The sequence below is a fragment of the Streptomyces sp. NBC_01525 genome, assembly GCF_045040405.1.
Lineage (GTDB): Bacteria > Actinomycetota > Actinomycetes > Streptomycetales > Streptomycetaceae > Streptomyces > Streptomyces benahoarensis.
The window spans coordinates 187,228-213,594 of the sequence record NZ_CP109397.1; the positions used below are offsets into that span (position 1 = coordinate 187,228).

Annotated in this window: 25 protein-coding genes and 1 riboswitch; of the genes, 14 read left to right on the forward strand and 11 right to left on the reverse strand. The window is 73.7% G+C overall.

Translation table 11 applies throughout. The annotated features are described in order from the left end of the window. The first annotated feature begins 7 nt into the window (after positions 1-7). The 5 genes from OG422_RS00750 to OG422_RS00770 all read left to right on the forward strand — a co-directional run bounded on the left by OG422_RS00750 (position 8) and on the right by OG422_RS00770 (position 6,264). Positions 8-787, forward strand: coding sequence for an AfsA-related hotdog domain-containing protein (locus OG422_RS00750; protein WP_405738452.1), 780 nt, complete (start codon positions 8-10; stop codon positions 785-787). Next, positions 784-1,815: an SGNH/GDSL hydrolase family protein gene (locus tag OG422_RS00755; RefSeq protein ID WP_405738455.1), complete on the forward strand. Its 1,032-nt coding sequence runs from the start codon at positions 784-786 to the stop codon at positions 1,813-1,815. Before OG422_RS00750 ends, OG422_RS00755 begins: the two co-directional genes overlap by 4 nt. Before the next feature lie 215 nt (positions 1,816-2,030). Then, complete coding sequence (locus OG422_RS00760; RefSeq protein ID WP_405738458.1) at positions 2,031-4,235, forward strand: iron-containing redox enzyme family protein; 2,205 nt, start codon at positions 2,031-2,033, stop codon at positions 4,233-4,235. Positions 4,236-4,257: 22 nt separating this feature from the next. Continuing rightward, on the forward strand, positions 4,258-6,096 hold the full coding sequence (locus OG422_RS00765) for a carbamoyltransferase (RefSeq protein WP_405738461.1): 1,839 nt from the start codon (positions 4,258-4,260) through the stop codon (positions 6,094-6,096). A 33-nt stretch (positions 6,097-6,129) separates the two neighbouring features. Beyond that, complete coding sequence (locus OG422_RS00770) at positions 6,130-6,264, forward strand: hypothetical protein (RefSeq protein WP_405738464.1); 135 nt, start codon at positions 6,130-6,132, stop codon at positions 6,262-6,264. A 138-nt stretch (positions 6,265-6,402) separates the two neighbouring features. On the opposite strand, the gene OG422_RS00775 is transcribed toward OG422_RS00770, so the two are convergent. The 3 genes from OG422_RS00775 to OG422_RS00785 all read right to left on the reverse strand — a co-directional run bounded on the left by OG422_RS00775 (position 6,403) and on the right by OG422_RS00785 (position 10,246). After that, positions 6,403-7,152, reverse strand: coding sequence for a dienelactone hydrolase family protein (locus OG422_RS00775; protein WP_405738467.1), 750 nt, complete (start codon positions 7,150-7,152; stop codon positions 6,403-6,405). Positions 7,153-7,443: 291 nt separating this feature from the next. Beyond that, on the reverse strand, positions 7,444-8,421 hold the full coding sequence (locus OG422_RS00780) for a LacI family DNA-binding transcriptional regulator (RefSeq protein WP_405738470.1): 978 nt from the start codon (positions 8,419-8,421) through the stop codon (positions 7,444-7,446). A gap of 187 nt (positions 8,422-8,608) precedes the next feature. Beyond that, positions 8,609-10,246 carry an alpha/beta hydrolase gene (locus tag OG422_RS00785; protein ID WP_405738473.1) on the reverse strand — a complete coding sequence of 546 codons (1,638 nt, stop codon included), beginning with the start codon at positions 10,244-10,246 and terminating at the stop codon, positions 8,609-8,611. A gap of 541 nt (positions 10,247-10,787) precedes the next feature. Between OG422_RS00785 and OG422_RS00790 the strand changes: the two genes are divergently transcribed. The 4 genes from OG422_RS00790 (at position 10,788) to OG422_RS00805 (ending at position 13,631) form a co-directional block, all read left to right on the forward strand. Then, complete coding sequence (locus OG422_RS00790) at positions 10,788-11,174, forward strand: hypothetical protein (protein WP_030281373.1); 387 nt, start codon at positions 10,788-10,790, stop codon at positions 11,172-11,174. 110 nt (positions 11,175-11,284) lie between these two features. Continuing rightward, complete coding sequence (locus OG422_RS00795) at positions 11,285-12,697, forward strand: hypothetical protein (protein WP_405738476.1); 1,413 nt, start codon at positions 11,285-11,287, stop codon at positions 12,695-12,697. A gap of 58 nt (positions 12,698-12,755) precedes the next feature. Beyond that, positions 12,756-13,145, forward strand: a complete 390-nt coding sequence (locus OG422_RS00800) for a roadblock/LC7 domain-containing protein (RefSeq protein ID WP_143940401.1) — start codon at positions 12,756-12,758, stop codon at positions 13,143-13,145. Positions 13,146-13,256: 111 nt separating this feature from the next. Further along, positions 13,257-13,631 (forward strand): hypothetical protein, encoded by a 375-nt coding sequence (locus OG422_RS00805; RefSeq protein WP_143940402.1) that lies wholly within the window; start codon positions 13,257-13,259, stop codon positions 13,629-13,631. A 5-nt stretch (positions 13,632-13,636) separates the two neighbouring features. Here the strand turns inward: OG422_RS00805 and OG422_RS00810 are convergent, their stop codons facing one another. The 6 genes from OG422_RS00810 to OG422_RS00835 form a co-directional block, all read right to left on the reverse strand. Continuing rightward, positions 13,637-14,470 carry an urease accessory protein UreD gene (locus tag OG422_RS00810; protein WP_405738480.1) on the reverse strand — a complete coding sequence of 278 codons (834 nt, stop codon included), beginning with the start codon at positions 14,468-14,470 and terminating at the stop codon, positions 13,637-13,639. Further along, positions 14,467-15,168 (reverse strand): urease accessory protein UreG, encoded by a 702-nt coding sequence (gene ureG, locus OG422_RS00815; RefSeq protein ID WP_143940404.1) that lies wholly within the window; start codon positions 15,166-15,168, stop codon positions 14,467-14,469. Before ureG ends, OG422_RS00810 begins: the two co-directional genes overlap by 4 nt. A gap of 73 nt (positions 15,169-15,241) precedes the next feature. Then, positions 15,242-15,916 carry an urease accessory protein UreF gene (locus OG422_RS00820; RefSeq protein ID WP_405738483.1) on the reverse strand — a complete coding sequence of 225 codons (675 nt, stop codon included), beginning with the start codon at positions 15,914-15,916 and terminating at the stop codon, positions 15,242-15,244. 51 nt (positions 15,917-15,967) lie between these two features. Beyond that, the gene (locus tag OG422_RS00825; RefSeq protein ID WP_405738486.1) at positions 15,968-17,689 is read right to left on the reverse strand and encodes an urease subunit alpha; all 1,722 of its coding nucleotides are present in this window, start codon (positions 17,687-17,689) and stop codon (positions 15,968-15,970) included. Then, the gene (locus OG422_RS00830; protein WP_143940407.1) at positions 17,682-17,993 is read right to left on the reverse strand and encodes an urease subunit beta; all 312 of its coding nucleotides are present in this window, start codon (positions 17,991-17,993) and stop codon (positions 17,682-17,684) included. Before OG422_RS00830 ends, OG422_RS00825 begins: the two co-directional genes overlap by 8 nt. A 17-nt stretch (positions 17,994-18,010) precedes the next feature. Then, positions 18,011-18,313: an urease subunit gamma gene (locus tag OG422_RS00835; protein WP_143940408.1), complete on the reverse strand. Its 303-nt coding sequence runs from the start codon at positions 18,311-18,313 to the stop codon at positions 18,011-18,013. Between the two features lie 525 nt (positions 18,314-18,838). On the opposite strand from OG422_RS00835, the gene OG422_RS00840 reads away from it, so the two are divergent. Together OG422_RS00840 and OG422_RS00845 are read left to right on the forward strand one after the other, a co-directional pair. Further along, complete coding sequence (locus OG422_RS00840; RefSeq protein ID WP_143940409.1) at positions 18,839-19,780, forward strand: M28 family metallopeptidase; 942 nt, start codon at positions 18,839-18,841, stop codon at positions 19,778-19,780. 423 nt (positions 19,781-20,203) lie between these two features. Then, a riboswitch (cyclic di-AMP (ydaO/yuaA leader) is annotated at positions 20,204-20,404 on the forward strand. A gap of 4 nt (positions 20,405-20,408) precedes the next feature. Beyond that, positions 20,409-20,873, forward strand: coding sequence for a C40 family peptidase (locus tag OG422_RS00845; RefSeq protein ID WP_405738491.1), 465 nt, complete (start codon positions 20,409-20,411; stop codon positions 20,871-20,873). Positions 20,874-20,890: 17 nt separating this feature from the next. On the opposite strand, the gene OG422_RS00850 is transcribed toward OG422_RS00845, so the two are convergent. Then, on the reverse strand, positions 20,891-21,319 hold the full coding sequence (locus OG422_RS00850; RefSeq protein ID WP_405738494.1) for an ATP-binding protein: 429 nt from the start codon (positions 21,317-21,319) through the stop codon (positions 20,891-20,893). 276 nt (positions 21,320-21,595) lie between these two features. Next, a complete protein-coding gene (locus OG422_RS00855; protein WP_405738497.1) occupies positions 21,596-22,801 on the reverse strand; it encodes an 8-amino-7-oxononanoate synthase in 1,206 nt (401 codons plus the stop codon). 201 nt (positions 22,802-23,002) lie between these two features. Here OG422_RS00855 and bioB point away from each other — a divergent pair, with 201 nt between their 5' ends. The 3 genes from bioB to bioD all read left to right on the forward strand — a co-directional run bounded on the left by bioB (position 23,003) and on the right by bioD (position 26,326). Next, positions 23,003-24,187, forward strand: coding sequence for a biotin synthase BioB (gene bioB, locus OG422_RS00860; RefSeq protein WP_143940413.1), 1,185 nt, complete (start codon positions 23,003-23,005; stop codon positions 24,185-24,187). Continuing rightward, entirely contained in the window at positions 24,180-25,484 is a 1,305-nt protein-coding gene (locus tag OG422_RS00865) for an adenosylmethionine--8-amino-7-oxononanoate transaminase (protein ID WP_405738501.1), read from the forward strand. The genes bioB and OG422_RS00865 overlap by 8 nt, the downstream gene beginning before the upstream one ends. 140 nt (positions 25,485-25,624) lie before the next feature. Beyond that, the gene (gene bioD, locus OG422_RS00870) at positions 25,625-26,326 is read left to right on the forward strand and encodes a dethiobiotin synthase (protein WP_143940415.1); all 702 of its coding nucleotides are present in this window, start codon (positions 25,625-25,627) and stop codon (positions 26,324-26,326) included. Positions 26,327-26,367 lie beyond the last annotated feature (41 nt).

Consider the following 26,367-nt stretch of genomic DNA (forward strand, 5'->3'; position numbering starts at 1 on the left):
ACCGGCGATGCCGGAAGAAGTCCTGGTCGTCGTGGGCGACCGATTCCCGCAGTTCGCCGCCAACCGCGGCACGGTGACCGCCTCGCAGCTCCTGGAGCGGCTCCGCTCCGGCGAGGTGCACGGCCCGCTCCGCCTGGCCGTGGGGCAGGGCCTGCTACCGCAACAACTCGCCGAGATCGAGAAGTTCGCCGCGTCCGGCGACGGCACGGCCGTGTGCCACGGCGGCGTCCCCGTCCCCGCCGAGCACCGCGTCGTCCGGCCGGGGCATCCGCCGACCGCGCTCATCGGACGGGTGGAGCGGGCGGCCGCGGACCGGTTCACGGCGCCGCTCCTCCTCGACGAACGGGTGGATCTGCTCCAGGACCGGCTGAGCAGCCAGCACATCTCGGCGATCACCCTGCTGGAGGCCGCCCGGCAGACGTGGGTGACCGTCACCGAGCAGTTCCTGCTCTCTGACGAGGAACGCGCCACCTGTGTGATCAGCGAGGTCACGGGCGTGCGAGCCGCCTACCACCACTACGTGTTCCCGCTGCCGGCCACGGTCGAGTTCCGGCTGACGGCCCACGGGAAGGTCCCGGCGCAGCGGTTCGGCTTCACCGTCTCCTTCCACCAGAACCAGCGGCTCACCACGGAGATCGCCGCGGAGATCGGCGTCCTGCCGGAGGCCGTCGCGAAGAAGCAGGAGGCGCTGGCGGCCCGACAGGCGCTCCACGACGCCCTCGCGCCGCTGCGGGCGGCGCAGCCCGCGACGGCGGCGGACACGCACCCGGGAGGAATACCCGCTTGAAACTGCGACGCTACGCACTCACCCCGCAGATGGAGCAGTACGACGACTTCGACGACCGCGGCGAGACGCGGTATCTGCCCTATCTCATGTACTACCACCGCTCCGGCTACCGCTCCGAGGTGCTCAACACCGACCGGCTGGGCTTCCGCGTCGGCCACGGCGCCCGCGGGCACGCCTCGGTCGCCGGGGAGCGGCCGCCGGGCCCGGTGAAGCTGCTCGTGGGCAGTTCCACCGCGTTCGGCATCGGCGCCACCACGGACGCCGCGACCCTCTCCTCCCGGCTGTGGAGCCGCTACGCCCCCTCGACGCCCTGGCTCAACTTCGGCGGACGCAGCTACAGTTCCGCGCAGGAGCTGCTGCTCTTCGTGCTCCACCAGCATCTGCTGCCGCCGGTCGAGGAGATCGTGATCCTCTCCGGGTTCAACAATCTGGCGCTCGCGCGGCTGCCGGAGCATCAGCAGGGCGAGCACGGCGCGTTCTTCTTCTGCGGCGACTACCACGCGCAGATGGACGCGTTGCAGACGCGTCACCGCAAGGCGAAGCCGGGGTTCGGCCGCCGCGCGCAGCGCCGCTCCCCCGCTCCGCCCGACGACGCGCCCGTGCCCCCCACCCCGGAACTCATCGGCCGGTCCGTGGAGTTGACCGTGCGCCACCTGGAGACCTGGCGCAAACTCGCCTCTGTCACCGGGGCACGCCTGTCGTACGTGCTCCAGCCCCTGGCGACCTGGGTGCGTCAGGAGCCGGCGCCGCAGGAGGCCGTCCTGTTCAAGGAGCTGGACAAGATGTCCCGGCTCGGTATCTTCGAGGACCTCTTCGGCGACATCGTCACTCCGGAGACCGGCCGGGCGTACGCCGAGGCGCTGCGAACGGCCTGCGAGAAGCAGGACGTGCCGTTCCTCGACCTCAACCCCGTCCTCGCCGAGGCCACCACCCCCGAGGACTGGCTCTACGTCGACCGGGCGCACTGCACCGACCACGGCTACGACACGGTCGCCCGGCTGTTGACCGACTGCCTCGACCTGCGCTGACCTGCGTTCTTCCGCGGACAACAGATTCCCCTGACCACAGATGAGGACATTCCATGACGATTCTCAGGTGGCTGCGCGACCACGTACTGCGGCGCAAGCGCCGCCGCACCAAGCAGGACGCGTCCATCTACCCCATGTTCTGACCCCTGTTCCGACCGCTCCCGACACCGCGCGGCGCTCGTCGCCCGACGCACGGCAAGTGAAGGAGACAGCAGGTGCGAAGCCGCCTCGGCCCGTACGAGGGCCCCGAGGGGACGAACCGGTTGCTGTACATGTCCGCGGCCGATCCCGAGGGGCTCTTCCCCTACGGCCGCCTCGGCCCGGCGCAGCTCCGCGCCGAGCTGGCACACGCGCGGACGGAGCCGGTCCCGGAGCAAGCCGCTCCGGGACCGGCCGGTCCCTCCGGCGATCCGGCCGGGACGGAACCGGACGATCCCGCCGCCTGGGCGGCCCGGGAGGCCGCGCGGTTCCGCGCGCTGTACGCCCGGGCGGACGGGGCGGCGCGGGAGGTCCTGGTACACAAGGCGGTTCTGGGCTGTGCCCCGCTGGCCCTGCTGTCCGGGGCGTGGCTGCAGTGGCTGAGCGACCCGGGCAACGCCGACGATCCCGAGACCCTGCACCTGCTCACCCGGTACGCGCAGGACGTGGGCGTCGGGCATCCCCGGGCCTCCCGCGGCAGCGCCTGGCTCGAACTGCTGCGCAAGCTGCACCTGTCGGAGCAGGCCGTCCCGGCGTCCCGGCTGTCGTTCGACCGGCGCATCGCCGACGGGTGTTTCCGGCTCCCGGCGGTGCTGCTGACGATGAGCCGGTTCCCCGAGACGTTCCGGTACGAGATCATCGGCGCCGACCGGTGTCTGCGTGCCGTGGGGCTGCTCCCGGCCCTGGGCTTCGTCCGGGACGCGCTGCCCGACGCGGCGGACTGGGACGCCCTCGACCTCGGGACCACGCGGGATGCGACGGTGGCCGGTCGTCCGGAGGACGGTGGCGCGGACGGGGCGCCGGTGCGGGCGGCGGACGGTGCCGCGGTCGGGCGGGGTCACGCCTGGGCCCTGTGGGCGCTGCGGCAGTGGAGCGACGCCCTCCACGACGCGTTGTGCGCCTCCCTCGACCCGGCGCACGACATGCGGGAGCTGCTGCGGCAGCGGGCCCGGGAGGGCGCGGTCTACCACCACGACTTCCCGCTCCAAGGGCGCCCGCTGGCGCAGTGGCTGGCCGAGTGCGTCACCGACCCCGGGCCGCTGTTGGCCGCGCTGTCCACGAGCCGGCTGATCCGGCCGGGTGCCCCGGACCGCAGCCCCTTGGTGAACGCCCTGATCGGGGAGCGCGGCCCGATGTTCCGGGTCTTCTCACCGGACGACGTCGCCGTCATCCGCCGCTGGATCGCCTCCCTCGGCGCCTCCCGCGACGCGGACTCCTCCGACGCGGGTTCCCTGGCCCCGTCGCCCGTGCCCGCCCCGGCGGCGGCCCTCCCGGCCCTCCCGGCCCTGTCCGCAGGCGCCGGGGACGAGGGCCGGGTCCCGGCCGACATACGGGAGGCGTACCACCTGTTGCAGAAGCGCGCGGACACCCCGGCGCTGCGCCGCTTCGCGCTGGACCACACCCGCCGCTGGCTGGCCGCCACGCGTCTGGGCGCCCGGCGCGGCGGGCTCCCGCTGCCCGACCGCTGGGCCCCCGGGGGCCTGCGGCCCTGGCTCCTGGACCAGCACGATCGGCACGGCGCGGAGTTCGAGGAGACCGCGCGCGTCCCGCTCCCCTCGCGCGAGGAACTCATCGACTCGACCGTGCAGCTGGCGCCGCTGACCCTGATCGACGGCAGCTGGATCCGGGGCTTCACCGACTACGCCGAGGCCACGTCGGACGTCGGGCACTTCCTCTTCGCCACTTACTGGGACGAACTGGGCAACGGCGAGGTGAAGCTGAACCATCCGCTGATCTACCGCGAGGTCCTGGCGGAGATGGACGTGCGCCTGCCGCCCACCGGGTCACCGGAGTTCGCACGGTGGCCGGGCTTCCAGGACGAGTCGTTCGCCTTGCCGGTGTACTGGCTGAGCATCGGGCGCTTCCCCCGGACGTTCCTGCCGGAGGTACTGGGACTGAACCTCGCGATGGAGCTGTCCGGTGTGGGCGGCTCGTACCGCAGGGGACGGCTCGCGCTCCGCGCGTACGGGTTCAGCACCCGCTTCGTCGACATCCACAACACCATCGACAACGTCGCCACCGGGCACTCCGCCTGGGCGGCGGACGCCATCGACACCTATCTGGCCACCCTGCCGGCGGACGACCGGGAGGGCATCAGGGGCCGGGCCTGGGAACGGATCCGGACCGGTTACCTCTCCCTCCAGCCCCCCGGCGGCCTGCGGGCGCGACGCGTACGGCGGATGCCACGCGGTCGCCGCCGGCACGGCTTTCCCACGGCGTGACGACGCGCGAAGGAACACGCTCATGAGCAACGACCTGGTACTGGGAATCTCCGCCTTCTACCACGACAGCGCCGCCGCGCTGGTACGCGGCGGGCACATCGTGGCGGCGGCGCAGGAGGAGCGGTTCAGCCGCCGCCGTCACGACTCCGCCTTCCCCGTGCGGGCGGTGGAGTACTGCCTGCGCGAGGCGGGTGCGGATCTGGGCGACATCGCGGCGGTGGCCTACTACGAGGACGCGAAGCTGAAGTTCCGGCGGGTCCTGGGCACGTATCTGGCCACCGCGCCACACGGCTTCGCGTCGTTCCGGGAGACCCTGCCGCCCTGGCTGTCGTGGAAACGCGACATCCACCGCACCGTGCGGCACGGCCTCGCCGGCCTCGGCGACGGCCCGGTACCGGAGATCGTGACCCGCCGTCACCACGAGTCCCACGCGGCCTCGGCGTTCCTGCCGAGCCCGTACAAGTCGGCGGCGGTGCTCTGCGTCGACGGCGTCGGGGAGTGGGCGACGACCACGCTCTGGCACGGCCGGGGCACCGCGGTGACGCCCCTGGCCGAGCTGCGCTTCCCGCACTCGCTGGGGCTGCTGTACTCGGCGTTCACCTACTTCTGCGGCTTCAAGGTCGACTCCGGCGAGTACAAGCTCATGGGCCTCGCCCCCTACGGCACGCCCCGCTACGCCGGGCTCATCCGCGAGCGGCTGATCGACGTCAAACCCGACGGCTCGTTCCGCCTGAACATGGCGTACTTCGCGTATCTGCGCGGCCAGGTCATGACCGGGCGAGCCTTCGAGAAACTCTTCGGCGGGCCCCGGCGGCGGCCGGAGAGTCCGCTGACCGAGCGGGAGTGCGATCTGGCCGCGTCCGTGCAGGAGGTCACCGAGGAGGTGATGATCAAGCTGGCCCGGTCCGCCCGGGAGCGGACCGGCGAACGCCGCCTCTGCCTGGCCGGCGGGGTCGCCCTCAACTGCGTCGCCAACGGCCGGATCATCGAGGAACGGATCTTCGACGAGGTGTGGGTGCAGCCCGCCGCGGGGGACGCCGGGGGCGCCCTGGGGGCCGCCCTGTCCGTCGCCGCCGAACGCGGCGCCGGCCGTCCGCACCTGGGGAGCGGCCGGGACGCGATGGCCGGCTCCCTGCTCGGCCCGGGCTACGGCGACGAGGAGATCGCCGCGTTCCTGCGCTCCCGGTCCCTGCCGCACACCGCGCCGGCCCCGGACGACGTCGCCCAGGCGGTGGCGAAGCGGCTCGCCGAGGGCGCGGTCGTCGGCTGGTTCCAGGGCCGGACGGAGTTCGGGCCGCGGGCCCTCGGTGCGCGCTCCATCCTCGGGGATCCGCGCGACCCCGGGATGCAGTCCGCGATGAACCTCAAGATCAAGTTTCGGGAGTCCTTCCGGCCCTTCGCCCCCTCGGTCCTCGCCAAGGACGCCAAGGACTACTTCGCGCTGCTACAGGAGAGCCCGTACATGCTGGTGGTCGGACAGATCGCCGACACCCAGCGCCTCGTGGCGGCGGACGCGGACGACACCACCGGCCTGGACCGGCTGAAGACCCTGCGCTCCACGATCCCGGCCGTGACCCATGTCGACTGCTCCGCCCGCGTCCAGACGGTGACCGAGGAGGCCAACGCGCCCTACCACCGGCTGCTGACCGCCTTCAAGGAGACCACCGGCTGCCCGGTCCTGATCAACACCTCGTTCAACGTCCGCGGCGAACCGATCGTCAACACCCCCGAGGAGGCGTACACCTGCTTCATGCGCACCGACATCGACCTGCTGGTCCTGGGCAACCACCTGCTGGAGAAGAACGATCAGCCGCGCTGGGAGGAAGAGGGCGACTGGCGCGAGACGATCCCGCTGGACTGACCGGGCCCCGCACCCCGAAAGGAACCGAGCACCATGCGCAAACCGCTCCTCCTCCTCGCGTACGCCCTGCTGGTGACGCCCGCCGGGCTGCTCCTGCGGCTCGTCCACGATCCGATGGCCCGGCGCCGCCGGCCGGGAGCAGGCAGCTACTGGACGCATCCGGGGTAGGCCCGGCGTCCGCCGAGGGGCCGTTGCGGCAGACATCCGCGCGGGCCCCTCGGCGCCGTTGCGAAGGCGCGGCCGGCGTGCGGGCCGACGGCTCCCGGAACTGCGCACTTCAGCTCCGGGCTCCGGGCCGTCCGGGCCTCAGCTCTTGGTCAGGGTGCGGTCGAGGAGGGGGAGCAGGCGGTCCCAGTGGCGCTGGAGTGCGGAGGGATCGAAGGCGGCGGTGTCGGACATGGTGAAGCCGTGAACGGCGCCGGGGTAGACCTCGGTCGTGTAGCCGACACCCGCGGCGTCGAGGGCCTGGTTGAACTCCTCGATGGCCTCGGGCGTCATGTCGCCCTCGGCGAGGCCGATGTGGACCTGGGCGGTCAGCTCGGGGACCAGGCGGTGCGGGCTGTCGGGGGCGTCGGTGACCAGGGCGGCGGGGTGGAATCCGGCGACGGCGGCCACCTGGCCGGGGTGGGCCGTGGCGGTGCGCATCGCCAGGACGGCGCCCAGGCAGTAGCCGATCGTGGCGACGGGCCCGGCGGCGACCTCGGGCTGCGCGGTGAGGAACCGGAGGTAGGCGTCGGCGTCGCGCAGGACACGGTCGGTGGTGTGCTCCTCGATCAGCGGCATCAGCTGACCGAAGAGCGCGGGCCGGGACTCCTCCCCGATGTGCTCGGGCAGGTCGACGACCGGCGCCGGGCCGGTGCGGTAGTAGAGGTTGGGGACGAGCACGTAGTAGCCGTGTCCGGCCAGTTCCTGGGCCATCTCCCGCAGGACGGGCCGCACGCCGAAGGCGTCCGGGTACAGCAGCACCCCCGGGTGCCGCCCGCCTCCGTCGGGAAAGGCGGCGAAGCCGTCGGCCTGGCCGTCCGGGGTGGGAATCTGCAGCGACTTGATGGGCATGGTGGTTTTCCTTCCTCGGGCTGCCGTCAGTGCGCAGCCCCGGTCGGGGTGGAGGTCTTCAGGAGATCACCCCGGCGCGCGGCCGGGGCGTGACGTCGCGGGTGGAGCGACGAGAAGGGGGTGGCGGGCGGCTGAGGGCGCCGGGGGTCGTCGGCCATGATCCGGCATGGGTACGCGGGGCGGTCGGCGCGCTGCCCCCGGGGTCGTCAGGCCGAACGCACCCGAGGCGCCGGGCTGGTGACGCCCCGCCCGGTCCCGGATCGGCACCGTGCCGCCCCGTCCGATCCGCACTCACCTCCGCCCCGGAGCCCCCGTGGACGCGCGGACCTCCAGCCGGGGCGCCAGCCGCGTGGTGGTACGGGCCCCCGTCCCGCCGCACAGGTCGAGGAGGCGGCGGACGGCCGTGGCACCGGCCTCCTCGACCGGGAAGGACAGGGCGGTGACCGGTGGGTCGGTGACCGCGAAGGCGGTGAGGTCATCGCCCGCGGCGACGCTCAGGTCGTCGGGGACGCGGCGGCCCGCGGCGCGCAGGCCGTGCAGCAGGCCGAGGGTGAGGTAGCTGTTGTAGACGAGCACCGCCGTGGCGTCGGCGGGCAGTCGGTCCGCGGCGGCGATGCCCGCGTCGAAGGTGGGCGGCAGCGGGCCCAGGACGTGCAGGCGGGCACCGGCGGCCGCGGTCCGTTCGGCCAGCGCCGCCCTGCGCCGGGTGTCCGACCAGGAGCCGGGCGGCCCGGAGACGTACGCGAGGTCGCGGTGGCCCAGCTCCAGCAGGTGGTCGGCGAGGCGGGTGGCGCCCTCCTCGGCGTCCAGGACGACGGCGGGCAGGCGGCCGACGCGGCGGTCGACGAGGATCAGCGGGCGCTGCCGTGCGTGCTCGCGCAGCGCGGCGTCCGTGCCGACGGGCGCCACCATGACGACGCCGTCGGCCTGTTCGCCGAGGCGCGCGGCGAGCGCCGCCTCCCGGTCGGCGTCGGCCTCGGAGACGCTGATGAGGAGGTGGGCGTCGGCCTCCTCGGCGGCGCGTTGCGCGCCCAGCACCAGCGGGGAGAAAAAGGGGTTGGCCAGCGTCGGCACGATCAGGCCGATCAGGCCCGTGCGGCCGGTGGTCAGCGCGCGGGCGCTGCGGTTGGGCTGGAAGCCGAGGCGGTCGGCGGCGGCCCGTACTTTCTCGCGGGTCGCCTCCGTCACCATCTCCGGGCGGGTCAGCGCGCGCGAGGCGGTGGCCTTGGAAACCCCGGCCGCGCGCGCCACGTCCGCGAGTGTCGCCACCTGATGCCTCCTTCTGACCGGACGTCGGCCGGGCACCGCGCGGGTGCGCGGTCCGGCGTCCGATGCTAGTGCAACCGCTCTCTGAAACCGGTTCCCCGGATGTACCGGAGTACGTGGCGGAGCCTCAACACGCGGGCGCGGGCGCCCCGGAGAGGTCCGGGACGCCCGCGCCGTACGAGTACGCCGGTCAGGGAGCGACGGGCAGGTCGCTCGCGCCCTTGGCGGCGGTCTTGGCGCTCGCCTTGGCGGGCTCGGGGGCGGCGTGCGGTGCACACGTCACATCCCGGGCGTCGGTCCTGCCCTCCAGCAGGTAGGCGTCGACCCGGTCGTTGATGCAGGGGTTGACGAGGCCGGTGACGCCGTGCGAACCGGCGTCCCGCTCGGTGATCAGCCGCGAACCGGCGAACCGCTTGTGCAGCTCGACCGCGCCCTCGTACGGGGTGGCGGCGTCGCGGGTGCTCTGGACGAGCAGCACCGGGGGCAGGCCCTTGCCGCTCTTGACCTCGACGGGGCGCTGCTGCTTGGCGGACCAGGTCGCGCAGGGCAGGTTCATCCAGGCGTTCGCCCAGGTCATGAAGGGCGCCTGGGCGTGGACGCGGGTGTTGTCGCGGTCCCAGGTGCGCCAGTCGGTGGGCCACTTGGTGTCGGCGCACTCGACGGCGGTGTAGACCGCGTTGCCGTTCTCGGCGGCGATGTTGCCGGCGGTGTCCTTCAGGTCCGGTCCGGCGTTCTCGATCAGCTGCTTCTCGTCACCGGCGCGGTACGCGCTCCACACCTCGGCGGCGGGCGCCCACATCGAGTCGTAGTAGGGCGCCTGCTGGAAGAACCCGATCAGCTCGGCGGGGCCGACGAGGCCGCCGATGGGGCTCTTCTTGGCGCTCGCGCGGAGCTTCTCCCACTGCGCCTGGACCTTCTCGGGGGTGTCGCCGATGTGGTACGTCGCGTCGTTCTTGGCGACCCACTTCTTCCAGTCGCCCCAGCGGGTCTCGAAGGCGACGTCCTGGTCGAGGTTGGCCTGGTACCAGACCTTGTCGCGCGAGGGGTTGACGACGCTGTCGACGACCATGCGACGGACGTGGCCCGGGAAGAGCGTGCCGTAGACGGCGCCGAGGTAGGTGCCGTAGGAGACGCCGAGGTAGTTGAGCTTCTTCTCGCCGAGCGCGGCGCGGATGACGTCCAGGTCGCGGGCGGTGTTGGGCGTCGTCAGATACGGCAGGAGGTCACCGCTGCGGGCCGCGCAACCGTCCGCGTACGCCTTGGCGAGCTTGCGCTGGGCGCGCTTGTCGGCCTCGTTGCCGGGGACCGGGTCGGCCTTGGGGGCGCTGACGAACTCCTGCGGGTCGACGCAGGAGATGGCGGCGGAGTGGCCGACGCCGCGCGGGTCGAAACCGACGAAGTCGTAGGCGGCGGCGGTCTTCTTCCACAGCGGCTTGCCGTCGGTCACGCGGGAGGGGAAGCGCATACCGGAGCCGCCGGGGCCGCCGGGGTTGTAGACGAGGGCGCCCTGACGCGCGTCCTTGCCGCCGGTGTTGCGGACCCGGTCGACGGCGATCTTGATGGTGCGGCCGCCGGGGCGGGCGTAGTCCACGGGGACGGTGACGTAACCGCACTGGATCGGGGCCTTCAGGCCCCAGTCGGCGGGGCAGTCCTGCCAGTTGATGCCCTGGGCGGCGGCGCGGGCGGCGGCGGTCCGCACGCCGCGGTCCTCGGCGGAGGAGGCGGGGTGGCGCTCACCGGCGGTGGCGGGCGTGGCGGAGATCGCTCCGGCGAGGAGCGCGCCGGTCACCAGGGTGCCGGCGGCGCCGAGTGCTGCTGTTCTTCTCACGTGGTGGTTCCCCCTGCAAGGGTGCGCCGCGCGGGGCGGCTGATCACGGCATGACGAGGGGGATCCTGCCGTCCCACGCCCCCCAGGAGAAGATTCGAACATCATTTCTTTATCAATCTGTAGGAATCGTGGGGGTGGTGGAGGATGTGCACCCCGGCCTCTTGCGCCCCATCCGCCGCCCCTCCGCCTCCTTTCCCTGCCGTCACGGACAGTGGCGGCCGGGACGACCCCAGCACGGCCGGAATCCGTCGTGGCCACCGTGTTTCGCGGCGTTCCGGGACGTTTTCGGGACAGCGGTCCGCCAACCGGCTGAGGAGAAACCGGCGTTCAGGGGCCGGACCGCGCGGTGCGGGGCGTCACGGTGGGTACCCGGGACGCCGAACGACGGACCAGAACGCGTCAATCGTCCGTCATGTACGTTCCGCCTCTGTGCCGGGACGCGTACGGTGAGTAGCCTTCAAGCGGGCTCTCCTCCGTGCCAGCCGCGCGGGGAGAGCTGTCGGCGTTTCGCCTCCGTCCCGTGACCGAGAAGGAGTTCCGCGTGCCGGGTATCGATCAGGTGTTGTCCGAGGCGATGGGTATCCCCGGCGTTCTCGGCGCCGGGCTGATCGACTGGACCAGCGGGCTGTCCCTCGGTACGGCGGGCCGGGCGCCGGGGAACGACCACGACGCCGCGGCCGCGGACACCGCCGAGGTCGTCCAGGCCGTCCAGCGCAGCGCCACCTTCGACTCCGGCGCCGACGGGGCGCGACCGGGCCTGGAAGACCTGATCCTCACCGCAGCCGGGGGCTACCACCTCATCCGCTTCGTCCACACCGCCTTCGACAGTCAGACGTACCTGTACCTGTACCTGGACCGGGAGCGGGCCAATCTGGCCGTGGCGCGCAGGCGGCTGCACGATCTGGCGGCCGGGCTCGTGCCGGGCTGACCGCGCGGGCTCTCCCGCGCCGCCGCGACACGCCCGCGGCCCCGGCACCCTCGGTGCGCGGGGCCGTGCTCGGCCCGGTACCGCTCGACCGGACACGCTAGGGGAACGCCATGGGCCAGTCCGCCTCCACTCCCCCGACCGGACCGGACGGCCCGCTCGCGCGACTCGCCGCCGAACGGGCCACCGGCGCACTCCACTTCCCCGGTGGCCGCATCCGTCTCCGAGACGGCGCAGTCTCCTGGGTGGAGTGCGACGACCTGCCCGGATCCGCCCCGCCCCGCGAGGGCGGGCGATCACGCCGTACGCGGCAGGGCCGGGCGGCGTCCGGAGCCGGCGGGCGGGCGCGTACCTCCGGAGGCGGTCCCGCGTCCGGGGCGGGCGCCGGGGACGTCGCGCCGGAGAGCTTGGTGCTGCGGCAGATCCGCCATCTGACGCTGCTGCTGGACGCGGCGTTCCTGGTGCTGCCGCTCCCCGAGGAGGGCACGTCGTTCACGCCCGGCGCGGAGCACTGCCCCGAGGCCGTACGGCAGGTGGGCGTCGCCGCGCTGCTGCGGGCGGTCGCCGTCCGCCGGGCGCAGCTGGACGCCTGGCGGACGTGGGAGGCGGTGGACGGCGCGCCGGTCGTCCTGACCCCGGACACCCGCCGCGAGGACGGCCCCGGCTGGCGGGCCCGGCTCCTGCTGGCGGCGGCGGACGGGCGGCGTACCCCCGCCGGTCTCGCCCACGCGCTGGGGCACTCGGTGTTCTGGACGCTGCTGGAGGTACGGCGGCTGGCCGCGGGCGGGCTGGTTGTGCTCCCGGAGGGCGCGGGGGCGGCCGGCGGGACGGGGACGGCCGGTGGCACGGACACGGCCGGTGGTGCGGCGGCGAGCGGCGGAAGCCCCACCACCGGCGGCGCGGCGGCAACCGGCCGAACGCCGACCACCGGCGGTACGGCGACGGGCGGTGGCAGGAAAGCAGGCGGCGGTACGGCGGCGACGAGCGGCGGGAAGGCGACCGGCGGCGCGGAAGCGACCGGCGGCGCGGGGACGGCCGGTGGCACGAGCCCGGAGCCGTCCGGCGCCCGCCCCGCGGGCCGGAGCGGTGGCGGGGCGCGGCCGGGCGGGTCCGGGCGGCCTCGGGGCGGCGGGGAGAAGCGATCCGGCACGGCCGGGCGGGACCGGGGCGGCCCGGACAAGCGGTCGGGTGCCGCGCCCGCGCTGCCGACGCGCGGTGGCCCCGGTGGCCCCGACGGCGGGCTGCCGTCGCGGCCTCCCGCGGGCGGGCGGAGCGGCGGGCCGTCGTCGCGGGCCGCCGGGCGCGAGCGGGACGCGGAGCGGCCGACGCACTCCGCCGCGGACGACGGCGGGACGCCGGGCGCGCTGCCCCGGCGGCGTCCGGGGGTGTGCCTGGAGGAGGCGCGGGAGCGGGACCCGCAGCCGTCCGCCGGGGCGCCGGGGCTGCCGGCCGGGCTCCCGGAGACCGCCGACCCCGATGTCACCCTCCTCACCCGCCTGCGTACGGCACTGGAGGAGAACCTGTGAACCGTTGTGACGACCCATGAGACGTGCCCTCGCACGGCGCGCCGAGAAGAGGAGACTGATGACGATCCAGCCCAGGGTGCGGGACGAACTGCACGCGCTGCGCGACCAGGTGCGCCATCTCCGCGGCGGCATGGTGGCCAGCGCGGACGGCATGGTCATCGCCCACGATCTGCGGAACATCGAACCGGACGCCCTCGCCGCGCTCACCGCGGCGGCCATCGGCGTCGCCAAGCGTCTCACCGAGGCGACCGGTCAGGGCGGCTTCGAGGAGACCCTCACCCGCGGCACGCACGGCTACGTCGCGGCGTACGCGGCGGGGGCGAAGGCGGTGCTGACCACCGTGGGCGGCCCGGAGATCAATGTGGGGCGACTGCATCTGCAGGCCCGTCAGGCCGCGGAGCGCATCGGTGCGCTGGTGGACGAGGCGCCCGCCGCGGACCCGTCCTGATCCCACCGCCGTTCCCGCCCGCCTCCACCGGTCGCCGCTCCCCCAACGCCCCGTCCGGGCCCCGCGTTTCACGCCCCGCCGCAACCCGTACCCAGAAAGGTGTGCACCGTTATGGCATCCATGGAAAACGCGCTCGCCGATGCGATGTCGACCATCGAAGGCGTCATCGGCATCGCCCTCGTCGATCACACCAGCGGGATGACGCTGGCGGCGCTCGGCGGCAGCAACTCACTGGATATGGAGGTCGCCGCTGCCGGGAACACCGATCTCGTCCGCGCGAAGCTGCGCACGATGGAGATGCTGGATCTGCAGGGCTCCATCGAGGACATGCTGATCACGCTCACCTCGCAGTACCACCTGATCCGGCCGGTGACCGGGCGCCACGGCGCCGGGCTCTTCCTCTATCTGGTGCTCGACCGCAAGCGCGCCAATCTCGCGCTGGCCCGCCACCGGCTCGCCCGGGTCGAGGAGGTACTGGAGGTCTGAGCGGTTCAGCCCGGCAGGCTCCGGGCCGCCTCGTCGAGGACGGCGCGCAGCCGCAGGGCATCCGGGGCGACGGCGGTGGTGAGGACCGCGGGGCCGGTCAGCGGCGCCAGCACGCCCTGCCCGCCGGTCGCGTCCCGCCGCTCCGGCGCGGCCCCGCCCAGCAGCCGAACCCGCTGCTCGGCGTCCTCGAACTCCGGCCCTACGGCGAGGAGTTGACCGAGAGCCCGGTGGCCGCCGAGGGCGGCGGAGGTGTCCCAGCCGGGTACGCCGGGGCCGTAGGCGGTCTCCTGGTCCAGCAGGGTGCGTCCGGCGCGGCGGACCGTCAGGCGGCTGTGCAGCGTGCCGGTGTGCTCGCCGCTGCGGCCCAGGACCTGTTCCTCGCGCAGAACGAGGCGGGCGGTGGGGGCCAGTTCGACGGTGGTGGTCATCCACAGGTCGCTGCCCTCGGCGCAGATCAGCGGTTCGGGCAGCCAGTCGAGGCGGGCGCCGTCGCCGACGGTCAGCCGGACGTCGTAGGTGGCGGCGTCGCCGGTGCGGCCGGGCAGCGCGACGGTGGCGGCGGCCGCGGTCAGGTGGAGCGACGCCCCGGCCTCGGCGGTGGCCTCGACGGCCAGCCGGTCACCGCCGAGCGGGGCGCTCATCGCGCCCACCATGCAGACGCGGGCCTGCGGCCCGGGGAAGCCGGTCCGGCGCAGCGCGAACGGCCCGGAACCGTCCAGGACGGGCAGCCGGGTAATGCCGTGCGCGTCGGTGCGGGCGAGGACGCGGGCGGTGGCCCGCAGTCCGGCGGCCGTGGCCGGGACGCCGGACGGCCGGGTGGTGGTGGGCGCGGGGCTCATGCGGCGCTCGTGGTCCAGCCGGCGAGGCGGGCACGGACCCACTCTGCGACCGGGGTGACGCCGCCGTCGGACTTGACGTTGGTGAACACGACGGGCAGTTCACCGCGCTGGGCCTTGGCGTCGCGGGCCATGCCCTCCAGGTCGACGCCGACGTGGGGCGCGAGGTCGGTCTTGTTGACGATCAGCAGGTCCGCGGTGGTGACGCCGGGGCCGCCCTTGCGGGGGATGTCGTCGCCGCCCGCGACGTCGATGACGAAGATCTGCGCGTCGACGAGGCCCTTGGAGAAGGTGGCGGTCAGGTTGTCGCCGCCGGACTCGACGAGGATCAGATCGAGCGGGCCGACCTCGTCCTCCAGGTCCTCGACGGCCTCCAGGTTGGCGGAGATGTCGTCGCGGATCGCGGTGTGCGGGCAGGCGCCGGTCTCCACCGCCTTGATCCGCTCACCGGGCAGGACCGCCTCGCGCAGCAGGAACTCGGCGTCCTCCCGCGTGTAGATGTCGTTGGTGACGACGGCGAGGGACAGTTCGTCGCGTAGCGCCCGGCACAGGGCGGCGACGGTGGCGGTCTTGCCGGTGCCGACCGGGCCGCCCAGGCCGATGCGCAGGGCGCGGCGGGTGCCGTCGGGGCGGGTGGACACCGCGGCGCTGTAGCTGTGGCGGTGCGGGAAGATCTCGTCGAGTTCGTGGTCGAGGTGCATACGGACTCCGTAGTCGTGCGAGCGCGCGAGGCGCAGGGGGCCGCCGGGAGCGGGTGGCTCCCGGCGGCGGTGGTCAGGAGGCGAAGAGGCGGACCGGCCAGGCGGCGTGCTGTTCGGCGGTGATGTCGAGCAGCGGCGCCGACGCGGCGGGCAGCACGTGCGGCCCCTCCGTCGGGAAGCGGGCCCCGGCCGCCGCGGCGTCGGCCGCGAGACGGTCGAGGTCGCCGGCGAGGCGGGCGAGGACGGCGGTGGCGTCGAAGGGGTCCAGGCTGAGCAGCCGGACCACCGCGGTCGCCGGACCGCTGACGTTCTCGTACGCCGCGGCGTAGGCGGCGTCCAGCGGCGTCAGCCCGGCGGCGCGGGCGGCGACGCCCAGCACCACCGGCTGGTGGGCGCCGCGCGGCCGCGCCGCGGCCAGCGCGGCCAGCTCCGCCGACGGCCAGGCCGCCCGCGCCGCCCGCATCATCTGGCGGCCCAGGCGGCGGGCGGCGGCGCGCAGCGCCGGGACGGGCGTGCGGGCGTCCGCCGCGTCGTCGAGGGCCAGCGGGTCGCCGCCCGCCGCGGCGGCCGCGGCAAGCCCCGCCGCGACCAGCCCGGCGGTGTGCAGCCGACCGCGGCAGAACGCCTCCAGCGAGGCGGCGTCCGTGATGCGTCCGGCCGCGACCGCGGCCTCCGCCCCGCCGGAGTGCGCGTGCCCTCCGGCGGGGAACCGGCCGTCGGCGAGCACCATGAGGGCGGCGCGGTTCATCGCGGGCCTCCGGGGTGCGTGCCGTTCCTGGATGAGGTCATCTGCGTCATCTCAGAAGAGGAAGTAGCGCTGCGCCATGGGGAGTTCGGCGGCGGGGGCGGGCTCGACCACCTCGTCGTCGATGGTCACCGTGAAGGTGTCCGGCTCCACGTGGACCCGCGGCAGGGCGTCGTTGTTGCGCATCGACGCCTTGGTGACGGACCGGGTGCTGCGGATCGGCTCGTACGCCTTGGCGAGCGGGAGCCGTTCGGCGATACCGTCCTCGACCGCCTGCGCGGAGACGAAGTTGACGGAGTTGCTGCCCGGGGCGCGGCCGATGGCGCCGAACATGGGGCGCGGCAGGATCGGCTGCGGGGTGGGGATGGAGGCGTTGGCGTCGCCGACCTGCGCGTAGGCTATCTGGCCGCCCTTGATGACGAGCAGCGGCTTGACGCCGAAGAACGCCGGGTCCCACAGCACCAGGTCGGCGAGCTTGCCGTCCTCGACGGAGCCGATGACGTGGTCGATGCCCTGGGCCGCGGCCGGGTTGATGGTGTACTTCGCGACGTACCGGCGGGCGCGGGTGTTGTCGGCGGCGGTGTCGCCGGTCAGCAGGCCGCGGCGCTTCTTCATCACGTGTGCGGTCTGCCAGGTGCGCAGCACGACCTCGCCGATGCGGCCCATGGCCTGGGCGTCCGAGGACATGATCGAGATGGCGCCGAGGTCGTGCAGGATGTCCTCGGCGGCGATGGTCGAGGGCCGGATGCGGGACTCGGCGAACGCCAGGTCCTCGGGGACCGCCGGGTTGAGGTGGTGACAGACCATCAGCATGTCGAGGTGTTCCTCGACGGTGTTGACGGTGTGCGGCCGGGTCGGGTTGGTCGACGCGGGGAGCACGTTGGGCTCGGAGACCATGGCGATCATGTCGGGGGCGTGACCGCCGCCCGCGCCCTCGACGTGGAAGGCGTGTATGGAGCGCCCGGCGATGGCCGCGATGGTGTCGCCGAGGAATCCGGCCTCGTTGAGGGTGTCGGTGTGGATCGCGAGCTGGGCGCCGCTCTCCTCACAGATGTTCAGGCAGGCGTCGAGGACGGCGGGCGTGGCCCCCCAGTCCTCGTGGATCTTGAAGCCGAGGACCCCGGCGCGCAGCTGGTCGCGCATCGAGTCGGCGGACATGGTGTTGCCCTTGCCCAGCAGACCGACGTTGACGGGGAGGTTGTCCATCGACTCCAGGAGCCGGGAGATGTGCCAGGCGCCGGGGGTGATGGTGGTGGCCTTGCTGCCCTCGGCGGGGCCGGTGCCGCCGCCGACGAGAGTGGTGACGCCGGAGGCGAGGGCCTCGTCCACCTGCTGGGGGCAGATGAAGTGGACGTGGGTGTCGATGGCACCGGCAGTGAGGATCTTGCCGTTACCGGCGATGATCTCGGTCTCCGGGCCGATGACGAGGCCGGGGTGGACCCCGTCCATCGTCTCGGGGTTGCCCGCCTTGCCCAGGGCGACGATCCGGCCGTCGCGGATGCCGACGTCCGCCTTGACGATGCCCCAGTGGTCGAGGACGACGGCGCCGGTGATGACGGTGTCGGGGGCGCCCTCGGCGCGGGTGACGCGGGATTGGCCCATCGACTCGCGGATGACCTTGCCGCCGCCGAAGACGGCCTCGTCCCCGGCGCGTCCGGGACCGCCGCTGCGGTCCTCCTCGATCTCGATGACCAGGTCGGTGTCGGCGAGGCGGATACGGTCGCCGGTCGTCGGGCCGAAGAGGTCGGCGTAGTCCTGGCGGGAAAGCTCAGCCATCGAGGGTGCCTCCGGTCTCACCGCGCAGCCCGGCGACGATCCGCTTGCCCGCGAGGGGGACCAGCTCGACCTCGGTGGGGATACCGGGCTCGAAACGCACGGCGGAGCCCGCCGCGACGTTGAGCCGCATGCCGTGCGCGGCTGCACGGTCGAACGCCAGGCCCGGGTTGGCCTCGGCGAAGTGGTAGTGGGAGCCGACCTGCACGGGGCGGTCGGCGGAGTTGAGGACGGTCATGCGCGTGAGGGGGCGGCCTTCGTTGAGGCGTACCGGCTCGTCGGCGTAGAGGATCTGTCCCGGGATCATCTTCTGCTCTCCCGTGGTCAGTTGATGGGTTCGTGAACGGTGACGAGCTTGGTGCCGTCGGGGAAGGTGGCCTCGACCTGCACGTCATGAATCATTTCGGGGACGCCGTCCATGACGTCGTCGCGGCTGAGCACCTGGCGTCCGGAGGACATCAGCTCGGCGACCGTGCGGCCGTCGCGTGCCCCTTCGAGGATGTGGGCGGTCAGCAGCGCAATGGATTCCGGGTGGTTGAGCTTCAGCCCCCGCGCTCGGCGCTTTTCGGCCACGTCGGCTGCCACATGAATCATCAGGCGTTCCTGCTCATGCGGTGTCAGTTGCATACGTTCCACCTCACAGACTTCCTGCCCGGGTACGCGTTCGCCCAGGTCACAGGCGTGGACACGCCCGTATGGGTAGATGTATCACACAGCGACTAAAGGGAGAGCAAACCGCCCCTCCGCAAGAGGTCATCAACACCCCCTCGCGCAGCGGTGAGTTCGGGCACATTTCCTCGGCGTTACACGACTGCCCACCTGAGGAACCCTTCTCATCACTGGAGAGTCGGCACCTTCCTTACCGGGAGTTACCGAGTGGCGACCGAATTCCCCTTCCGGATTTCCCGATCCGGAAATTCCCGACAGCCGTAATGCGGCGGCGAATTCCACATCCCGGAACGCCGGCCGGACCGATCGGGCACGACACCCCGGGTGCCGCGAATTGCACGCTCCGGGCAATCCGGGCCATCCAGCGCTCGACGAACACCACTGTCCGGTATCCGCTCTTGACGGGGCGGAGATCGCTCACGATCCTCATGTGCGCGTCAAAACGCTCCGCACCACCCCCCACACCAGCATCGGAGCCACACCGTGACTCGCACCGCCCGTACCCGCCGCCTCACCCTCGCCACCGGCGCCTGCGCCGCCGTCGTCGGCCTGCTCGGCGTCGCGGCCAGCGCCCAGGCGACCGCGCCGACCGCCGCGCCCGACATCCCGGTGGCCGACATCAAGGCCGACCTCGCCAAGTTCCAGTCCATAGCCGACGCCAACAACGGCACCCGCGCCCACGGCACCGCCGGGTACCAGGCGTCGATCGACTATGTGAAGGGCAAGCTGGACGCCGCCGGGTTCACCACGCAGGTCCAGGAGTTCAACAGCGGCGGCGCGAAGGGGTACAACCTCATCGCCGACTGGCCGGGCGGCGACGAGAGCAAGACCGTGATGTCCGGCGCCCACCTCGACTCCGTCCCCGCGGGCCCCGGCATCAACGACAACGGGTCCGGTTCCGCCGGGATCCTGGAGGTCGCGCTCGCGGTCGCCAAGGCGGACCTCAAGCCCACCAAGCACCTGCGGTTCGGCTGGTGGGGCGACGAGGAGGACGGCATGATCGGCTCCTCCCACTACGTCGACTCGCTCGGCGCCGACACCGCGAAGCTCGATTCGTATCTGAACTTCGACATGATCGGCTCCCCCAACCCCGGCTACTTCGTCTACGACGACGACGCGCGGCTGGAGAAGGTGTTCAAGGACTGGTTCGCGTCCAAGGACATCGCCACCGAGAAGGAGACCGAGGGCGACGGCCGCTCCGACCACGCACCGTTCAAGGACGCCGGGGTCCCGGTCGGCGGGCTGTTCTCCGGCGCCGACTACATCAAGACCGACGCGCAGGCCAAGGCGTGGGGTGGCGAGGCGGGCAAGGCGTTCGACGCCTGCTACCACGAGTCCTGCGACACCTCGAAGAACATCGACGACACGGCGCTGGACAACCACACCGACGCCATCGCCCAAGCGGTCTGGGAGCTGAGCTCCTGACCTCCCGCGCTCGCGCGCTACCGGCCTGACCTCACCCGGTCGGCTCCCGCGGCCCGGCCGCCCCTCCCGGCGGCCGGGCCGCGGCATGCCACGACGGTGGCCGACCGCCGCGCGCCGCCGGTCCGGCCGCGTCCGCGCCCGACACCCCTCGCCCGACCGGGCTCGCCCGTACGGACCAGCCCGTTCCCGGCTCTCACGGGGACGTCATGTTGCAGGGCGCCAGGGCGGAGAGCGCGGCGCGGGACCGCTTTCCCGCTGGTCCGGGGCGCGCGGGCGGACCGGGCGCCCGGCACCGGACGCCCCGAAAGCACCACTTGACGCACTTGTGATCAATGTCACACTTCGTCATTTCAGCGCGGAATTCGCCCGCCCGATGCGTGACGATCCCCTCGACGACAAGCCCCCGCCACAGCGGCGGGGCGGTCCGGACGGACGCCGAATCCTGCCGCCGTCCCGGATGTCAGGTCGACGCGGACGCATCGGCAGGAGCGGAGGACCCGAGCACGACGGGGCCACGGCCGTCAGGCCGACGGGCCCCTTGGGGTGAAGCCGTACGCACGGCCGGGCAACTTCGCCTGCCCGAACCCGACAGGTCTTCCTTCGCAGGCGGCTGACGAAGGGTTTGCGCATGACTGTGCGCATGCACATGCCGGCCGCGGTCGCCCGGGCCGGAACCATCTCCGCTCTCACACTCGCCACCGTCGGCGCGACCGTCACGCTCCCCCCGGGCGCCGACGCCAGCCCCGTCTCCGCCACGGCGGTACGGATCGCCGCGTCCAAGAAGGGCGCGCCCTACCAGTACGGCGCCCGGGGGCCGCACCGTTTCGACTGCTCGGGGCTGACGCAGTACGCCTTCAAGCGCGCCGGACGGAGCCTGCCACGCACCACCTCCGCGCAGTACAACCGCACGCGCCACATCCGCGCCGCCGCCCGCAAGGCCGGTGACCTGGTCTTCTTCCACGGCGGCCAGGGCGTCTACCACGTCGGGATCTACGCCGGTCACAGCCGCATCTGGCACGCCCCGCGCACCGGCACCGTCGTCCGCCTGGAGAAGATCTGGACCGGCGCGGTGTCGTACGGCCGGGTCGGCTGAGCGGCGGGGGCCGCGGGTCACCGCCCGGCGGACGGCCACGGCAGCCGGACCCGGACGGTCTTGCCGCCGCCCGGGTCCGGCACGGTCGCCACCTCTCCCCCGGACTCGGCGGCCAGCAGACCGACGATCAGCAGGCCGCGGCCGCCGTCCCGGCACAGCTCGGCGGGGAGCCGCCGGGGCGGCCGGGGGTCGCGGTCGGTGACGCCCGCGGTCAGCGTCTCGTCGCGGTCGAGCCGCAGCGCGACGGTGAAGTACGGGGAGGTGTCGCCGGTGTGCCGGACGGCGTTGGTGGCCAGCTCGGAGACGATCAGCCGGACCGCGTCGGTGAACGGCGCGGCCGGGTCCAGGCCCCAGGCGCCGAGCACCGCGGAAACGTGCCTGCGCGCGGTCGCGACCGACTCCGGCGCGCCGGGGAGGGTGAGGGTGGATTCCTGGTGATCTGCCATCGCGGTGCCATCCTTTTTCCCACCGGGGGTCGGATCCGGCGCACGGGCGGGAGGCGGGACGCCGCTCGGTCACCGAGTCGGCCACGCACGCCGGGGTGCGGACCGGCGGTCCATGCTGCCGGTACGCCCCGCGATCCACCACGAAATGCCCATATCTCTCGCTCGAAGCGGTGAATCGTACGACGCGAGAGCGGTTCGGGCGCCCCCGGCGGCCCTCCGGCCGCTACCGGCGGCTCCGGCGCACGCACCGTCCGGTGCGCCCCGCCGCCCGAAGGCTCATCCGCGCGGCGCGGTCGCCGTCAGGATCCGTACCGCCGTGTGGAGATGGGCGTCCGTCAGATCGGCGCGGGCCGTCAGACGCAGCCGGGAGACGCCGTCGGGCACGGACGGCGGGCGGAAGCAGCCGACGAGGAGGCCGGCGGCGCGGCAGTCGGCCGCCCAGCGGACGGCGGCATCCGGCGACGGGGCGCGGACCGCGACGACGGCGGCGTCCGGCCGGACCGCGGCCAGCCCGGCGGCGGTCAGCCGGTGGTAGAGGGCGGCGGCGGCCTCGCCGGTGCGGGCCGCGCGCTCCGGTTCGCGGCGCAGCAGCCGCAGCGCGCCGAGGGCGCCGCCGGCCGCCGCCGGGGCGAGCCCGGTGTCGAAGATGAACGTCCGCGCGGTGTTGACCAGATGCTCGATGACCCGGGCCGGGCCGAGGACCGCGCCGCCCTGGGAGCCGAGGGATTTCGACAGCGTCACGGTGGCGACGGTGTCCGGCGCCCCGGCGAGCCCGGCGGCGGCGACGGCGCCGCGCCCGCCGTCGCCGAGCACCCCGAGCCCGTGGGCGTCGTCGACGAGGAGACCCGCGCCATGGCGACGGCAGGCGGCGGCGAGGGCGGGCAGCGGCGCGGCGTCACCGTCGACGGAGAACACCCCGTCGGTGACGGTGAGCGCCCGGCCGCCGTGCGCGGAGAGCGCGGCGTCCACGGCGGCGGGGTCGGCGTGCGCGACGACGGCCTTGCGGGCCCGGGAGAGGCGGCAGCCGTCGATGAGGGAGGCGTGGTTGCCGGCGTCGGAGACGACGAGGGCGCCGGGTCCGGTGAGGGCGGTGACGGCGGCGAGGTTGGCGGCGTACCCGGAGGAGAGGACGAGGGCCGCCTCGAAGCCGCAGAACGCGGCGAGTTCGGCCTCCAGCGTGGCGTGGAGTTCGATGGAGCCGGTGACCAGCCGGGAGCCGGTGGCCCCGGCGCCCCAGCGGTGCGCGGCCTGTGCCGCGGCGCGGGTGACCAGCGGGTGGCGGGCGAGTCCGAGGTAGTCGTTGCTCGCCAGGTCCAGCAGTTCGCAGGAGGCGGAGCGCGGGCGCAGGGCGCGGCGCAGACCCGCGTGCAGCCGCGCGTCGTGGGCCGTGTCGAGCCAGCCGAACGCCACGCCGGGATCCGGCGGGGCGGCGTCGGCGGAGGGGGCGTCACGGGGTGGCGGCAGGGCGGGATCCGCTGGCATCGGCTTCCTTCGATTCCCTGTGCGGCCCCGCCCGCGAGGGTCGGCGGCGTCGCGGGCGAGGTCGTTGGTGATTGTGGACTGCTGATAGACGTTAGCGGTCGTTCCACCGCCCCAGGGTGTGGTGATACACACACCCCGATCCGGGCGCGTTGTGGGAATCCTCCTTGGCCCGGGGCACCGGCGTACGTCAGGATCATCGCCATGGAGCTGCTGAACACGTTGGTGGAGAAGGGGCTGCGGCGCGAGCTGCCGACCCGCGAAGAGGCACTCGCCGTACTGGCGACGTCCGATGACGACCTGCTCGACGTCGTGGCCGCGGCCGGGAAGGTGCGCCGTCAGTGGTTCGGCCGACGGGTGAAGCTCAACTACCTCGTCAACCTCAAGTCCGGGCTCTGCCCCGAGGACTGCTCGTACTGCTCGCAGCGGCTCGGGTCGAAGGCGGAGATCCTCAAGTACACCTGGCTGAAGCCGGAAGACGCGTCGCGGGCCGCGGCCGCCGGGGTGGCCGGGGGCGCGAAGCGGGTGTGCCTGGTGGCCAGCGGGCGCGGTCCGACCGACCGGGACGTCGAGCGGGTCTCGGAGACCATCTCCGCCATCAAGGAGCAGAACGAGGGCGTCGAGGTGTGCGCCTGCCTCGGATTGCTGACGGATGGTCAGGCCGGTCGGCTGCGGGAGGCCGGTGCGGACGCCTACAACCACAACCTCAACACCTCGGAGGCGACGTACGGCGACATCTGCACCACCCATGACTTCGGGGACCGGGTGGAGACCGTGCGGCAGGCGCAGGCGGCCGGGATGTCGGCGTGTTCCGGGCTGATCGCCGGGATGGGCGAGAGCGACGCGGACCTGGTCGACGTGGTGTTCGCGCTGCGGGAGCTGGACCCGGACTCGGTGCCGGTGAACTTCCTGATCCCGTTCGAGGGGACGCCGCTGGCGAAGGAGTGGAACCTCACGCCGCAGCGGGCGCTGCGGATCCTGGCGATGACGCGGTTCGTCTGCCCGGACGTCGAGGTGCGGCTGGCCGGTGGGCGGGAGGTGCATCTGCGCAGCATGCAGCCGCTGGCGCTGCACCTCGTCAACTCCCTGTTCCTGGGCGACTATCTGACCAGCGAGGGGCAGGCGGGCAAGGACGATCTGGCGATGATCGCGGACGCCGGTTTCGAGGTGGAGGGCACCGACACCACGACGCTGCCCGGCCACCGCGTCCAGGGCGGCGTCTGCGGCGACGGTGGCTGCGGCGACGCGGAGGCGGGCGGCTGCCACAGCTCCGGCGAGGTCCCCGAACAGGCCGCCTCGTCCGATGGCGCCCCCTCCGACGAGGTCCGGCGGGGCCTGGTGTCGGTGCGCCGCCGGGGCGCGGGCACGGAGCTGCCGCCCAATGCCTGAGCCGCTTCCCCCGGCCGACCTGCTCGCCCTCGACCGGCAGCACGTCTGGCATCCGTACGGTCCGATGCCCGGCCGCGCGGCACCGCTGGTCGTCGAGTCGGCGGCCGGGGTGCGGCTGCGGCTGGCCGAACCGGCGGGCGGGCACCGTGAGCTGGTCGACGGGATGGCGTCGTGGTGGTCGGCGGTGCACGGCTACCGGCACCCGGTGCTGGACGAGGCGGCGCACGAGCAGCTGGGGCGGATGAGCCATGTGATGTTCGGCGGGCTCACCCACGAGCCCGCCGTGCGGCTGGCCGAACGGCTGGTCGCCGTCACGCCCGAGCCGCTGCGCCATGTCTTCCTCGCCGACTCCGGTTCGGTGGCGGTCGAGGTCGCCGTCAAGATGTGTCTGCAGTACTGGCGCTCGGTGGGCCGCCCGCGCAAGCAGCGGCTGCTGACCTGGCGCGGCGGCTACCACGGTGACACCTGGCATCCGATGTCGGTGTGCGACCCCGAGGGCGGGATGCACGAGCTGTGGCAGGGCGTCCTGCCGCGGCAGATCTTCGCGGACGCGCCGCCGCCGGGCTTCGACGCCCCGGTCGACGAGGCGTACGCGGCGCATCTGCGGGAGCTGATCGGCCGTCACGCCGACGAGCTGGCCGCGGTGATCGTGGAGCCGGTGGTGCAGGGCGCGGGCGGGATGGCGTTCCACTCCCCCGGCTATCTGCGGGTGCTGCGCGAGGCGTGCGACGCCCACGGCGTGCTGCTGGTCCTCGACGAGATCGCCACCGGTTTCGGCCGTACGGGCTCGCTCTTCGCCGCCGGGCACGCCGGGGTCGCCCCGGATGTGATGTGTCTGGGCAAGGCGCTGACCGGCGGTTACCTGACGCTGGCGGCGACGCTGTGCACGGCGGAGGTGGCGGCGGGTATCTCGCGCGGCGAGGTGCCGGTGCTGGCGCACGGCCCGACGTTCATGGGCAATCCGCTGGCCACCGCGGTCGCCGGTGCCAGCGTCGATCTGCTGCTGTCGCAGGACTGGGCGGGCGAGGTGCGCCGCATCGAGTCCGGACTGCGGACGGGCCTGGCGGCGGCCCGGGACCTTCCCGGGGTGCGGGACGTCCGGGTGCTGGGCGCGATCGGCGTGGTCCAGCTCGATCACGAGGTGGACCTGGCCGCGGCGACGGCGGCGGCGGTCCGCGAGGGCGTCTGGCTGCGCCCGTTCCGGGACCTCGTCTACACGATGCCGCCGTACGTCACCGGCGACGACGACGTGGCCCGGATCTGCGCCGCGGTGTGCGCGGCCGCCCGGGAGGGCTGACCGGCGCGGGCGTCCCGGGGCCTTCCCGGGACGCCCGGGGCCTCGGCCCCTTTTTCCAGAGCTTTTCCCCGCGTTCCCGCGCGTGATCTCGCGTTCCCTCGCGGACGACAGGCACGTACGACAAGGCTGAAGGAGACACCATGACGGTGCTGTTCGTGACGGGTACGGGCACCGGGATCGGCAAGACCGTGACGACGGCGGCGCTCGCGGCGGCGGCGCTCGCGGGCGGGCGTTCGGTGGCCGTGCTCAAGCCCGCGCAGACCGGCGTCGGGGCGGACGAGCCGGGCGACGCGGCGGAGGTGGCGCGGCTGGCGGGTGCGGTGACGGCGGCGGAACTGGCACGGTTCCCCGAGCCGTTGGCCCCGGCGACGGCGGCCGCGCGGGCGGGTCTGGCGCCGGTCGGGCCGCAGGAGGTCGCCGACGCCGCGGAGAAGCTGGCGGCCTCGCACGATCTGGTACTGGTCGAGGGCGCGGGCGGGCTGCTGGTCCGGTTCGACGCGGTCGGCGGCACCCTCGCGGACGCGGCGCGGCTGGCGGACGCGCCGGTGCTCGTGGTGACGGAGGCCGGTCTCGGCACGCTCAACGCGACCGCGCTGACCGCACTGGCCCTGCGCACCCACGGCCTGCGCTGCGCGGGCACGGTGATCGGCAGCTGGCCCGCCGAACCCGACCTGGCCTCCCGCTGCAACCTCGACGACCTGCCCGCGGCCGCGGACGCGCCACTGCTCGGGCTGGTACCGGAGGGCGCCGGGAGCCTGCCGCCGGGCGCGTTCCGCTCCGCGGCCCCGGGGTGGCTGGCGCCCGCGCTCGGGGGGTCGGGGGCGTTTCGCTTGCCGGGGTGAGGGCGGGCGGGGCCCGGCGCACGCCCGTACTCCCACGGCAG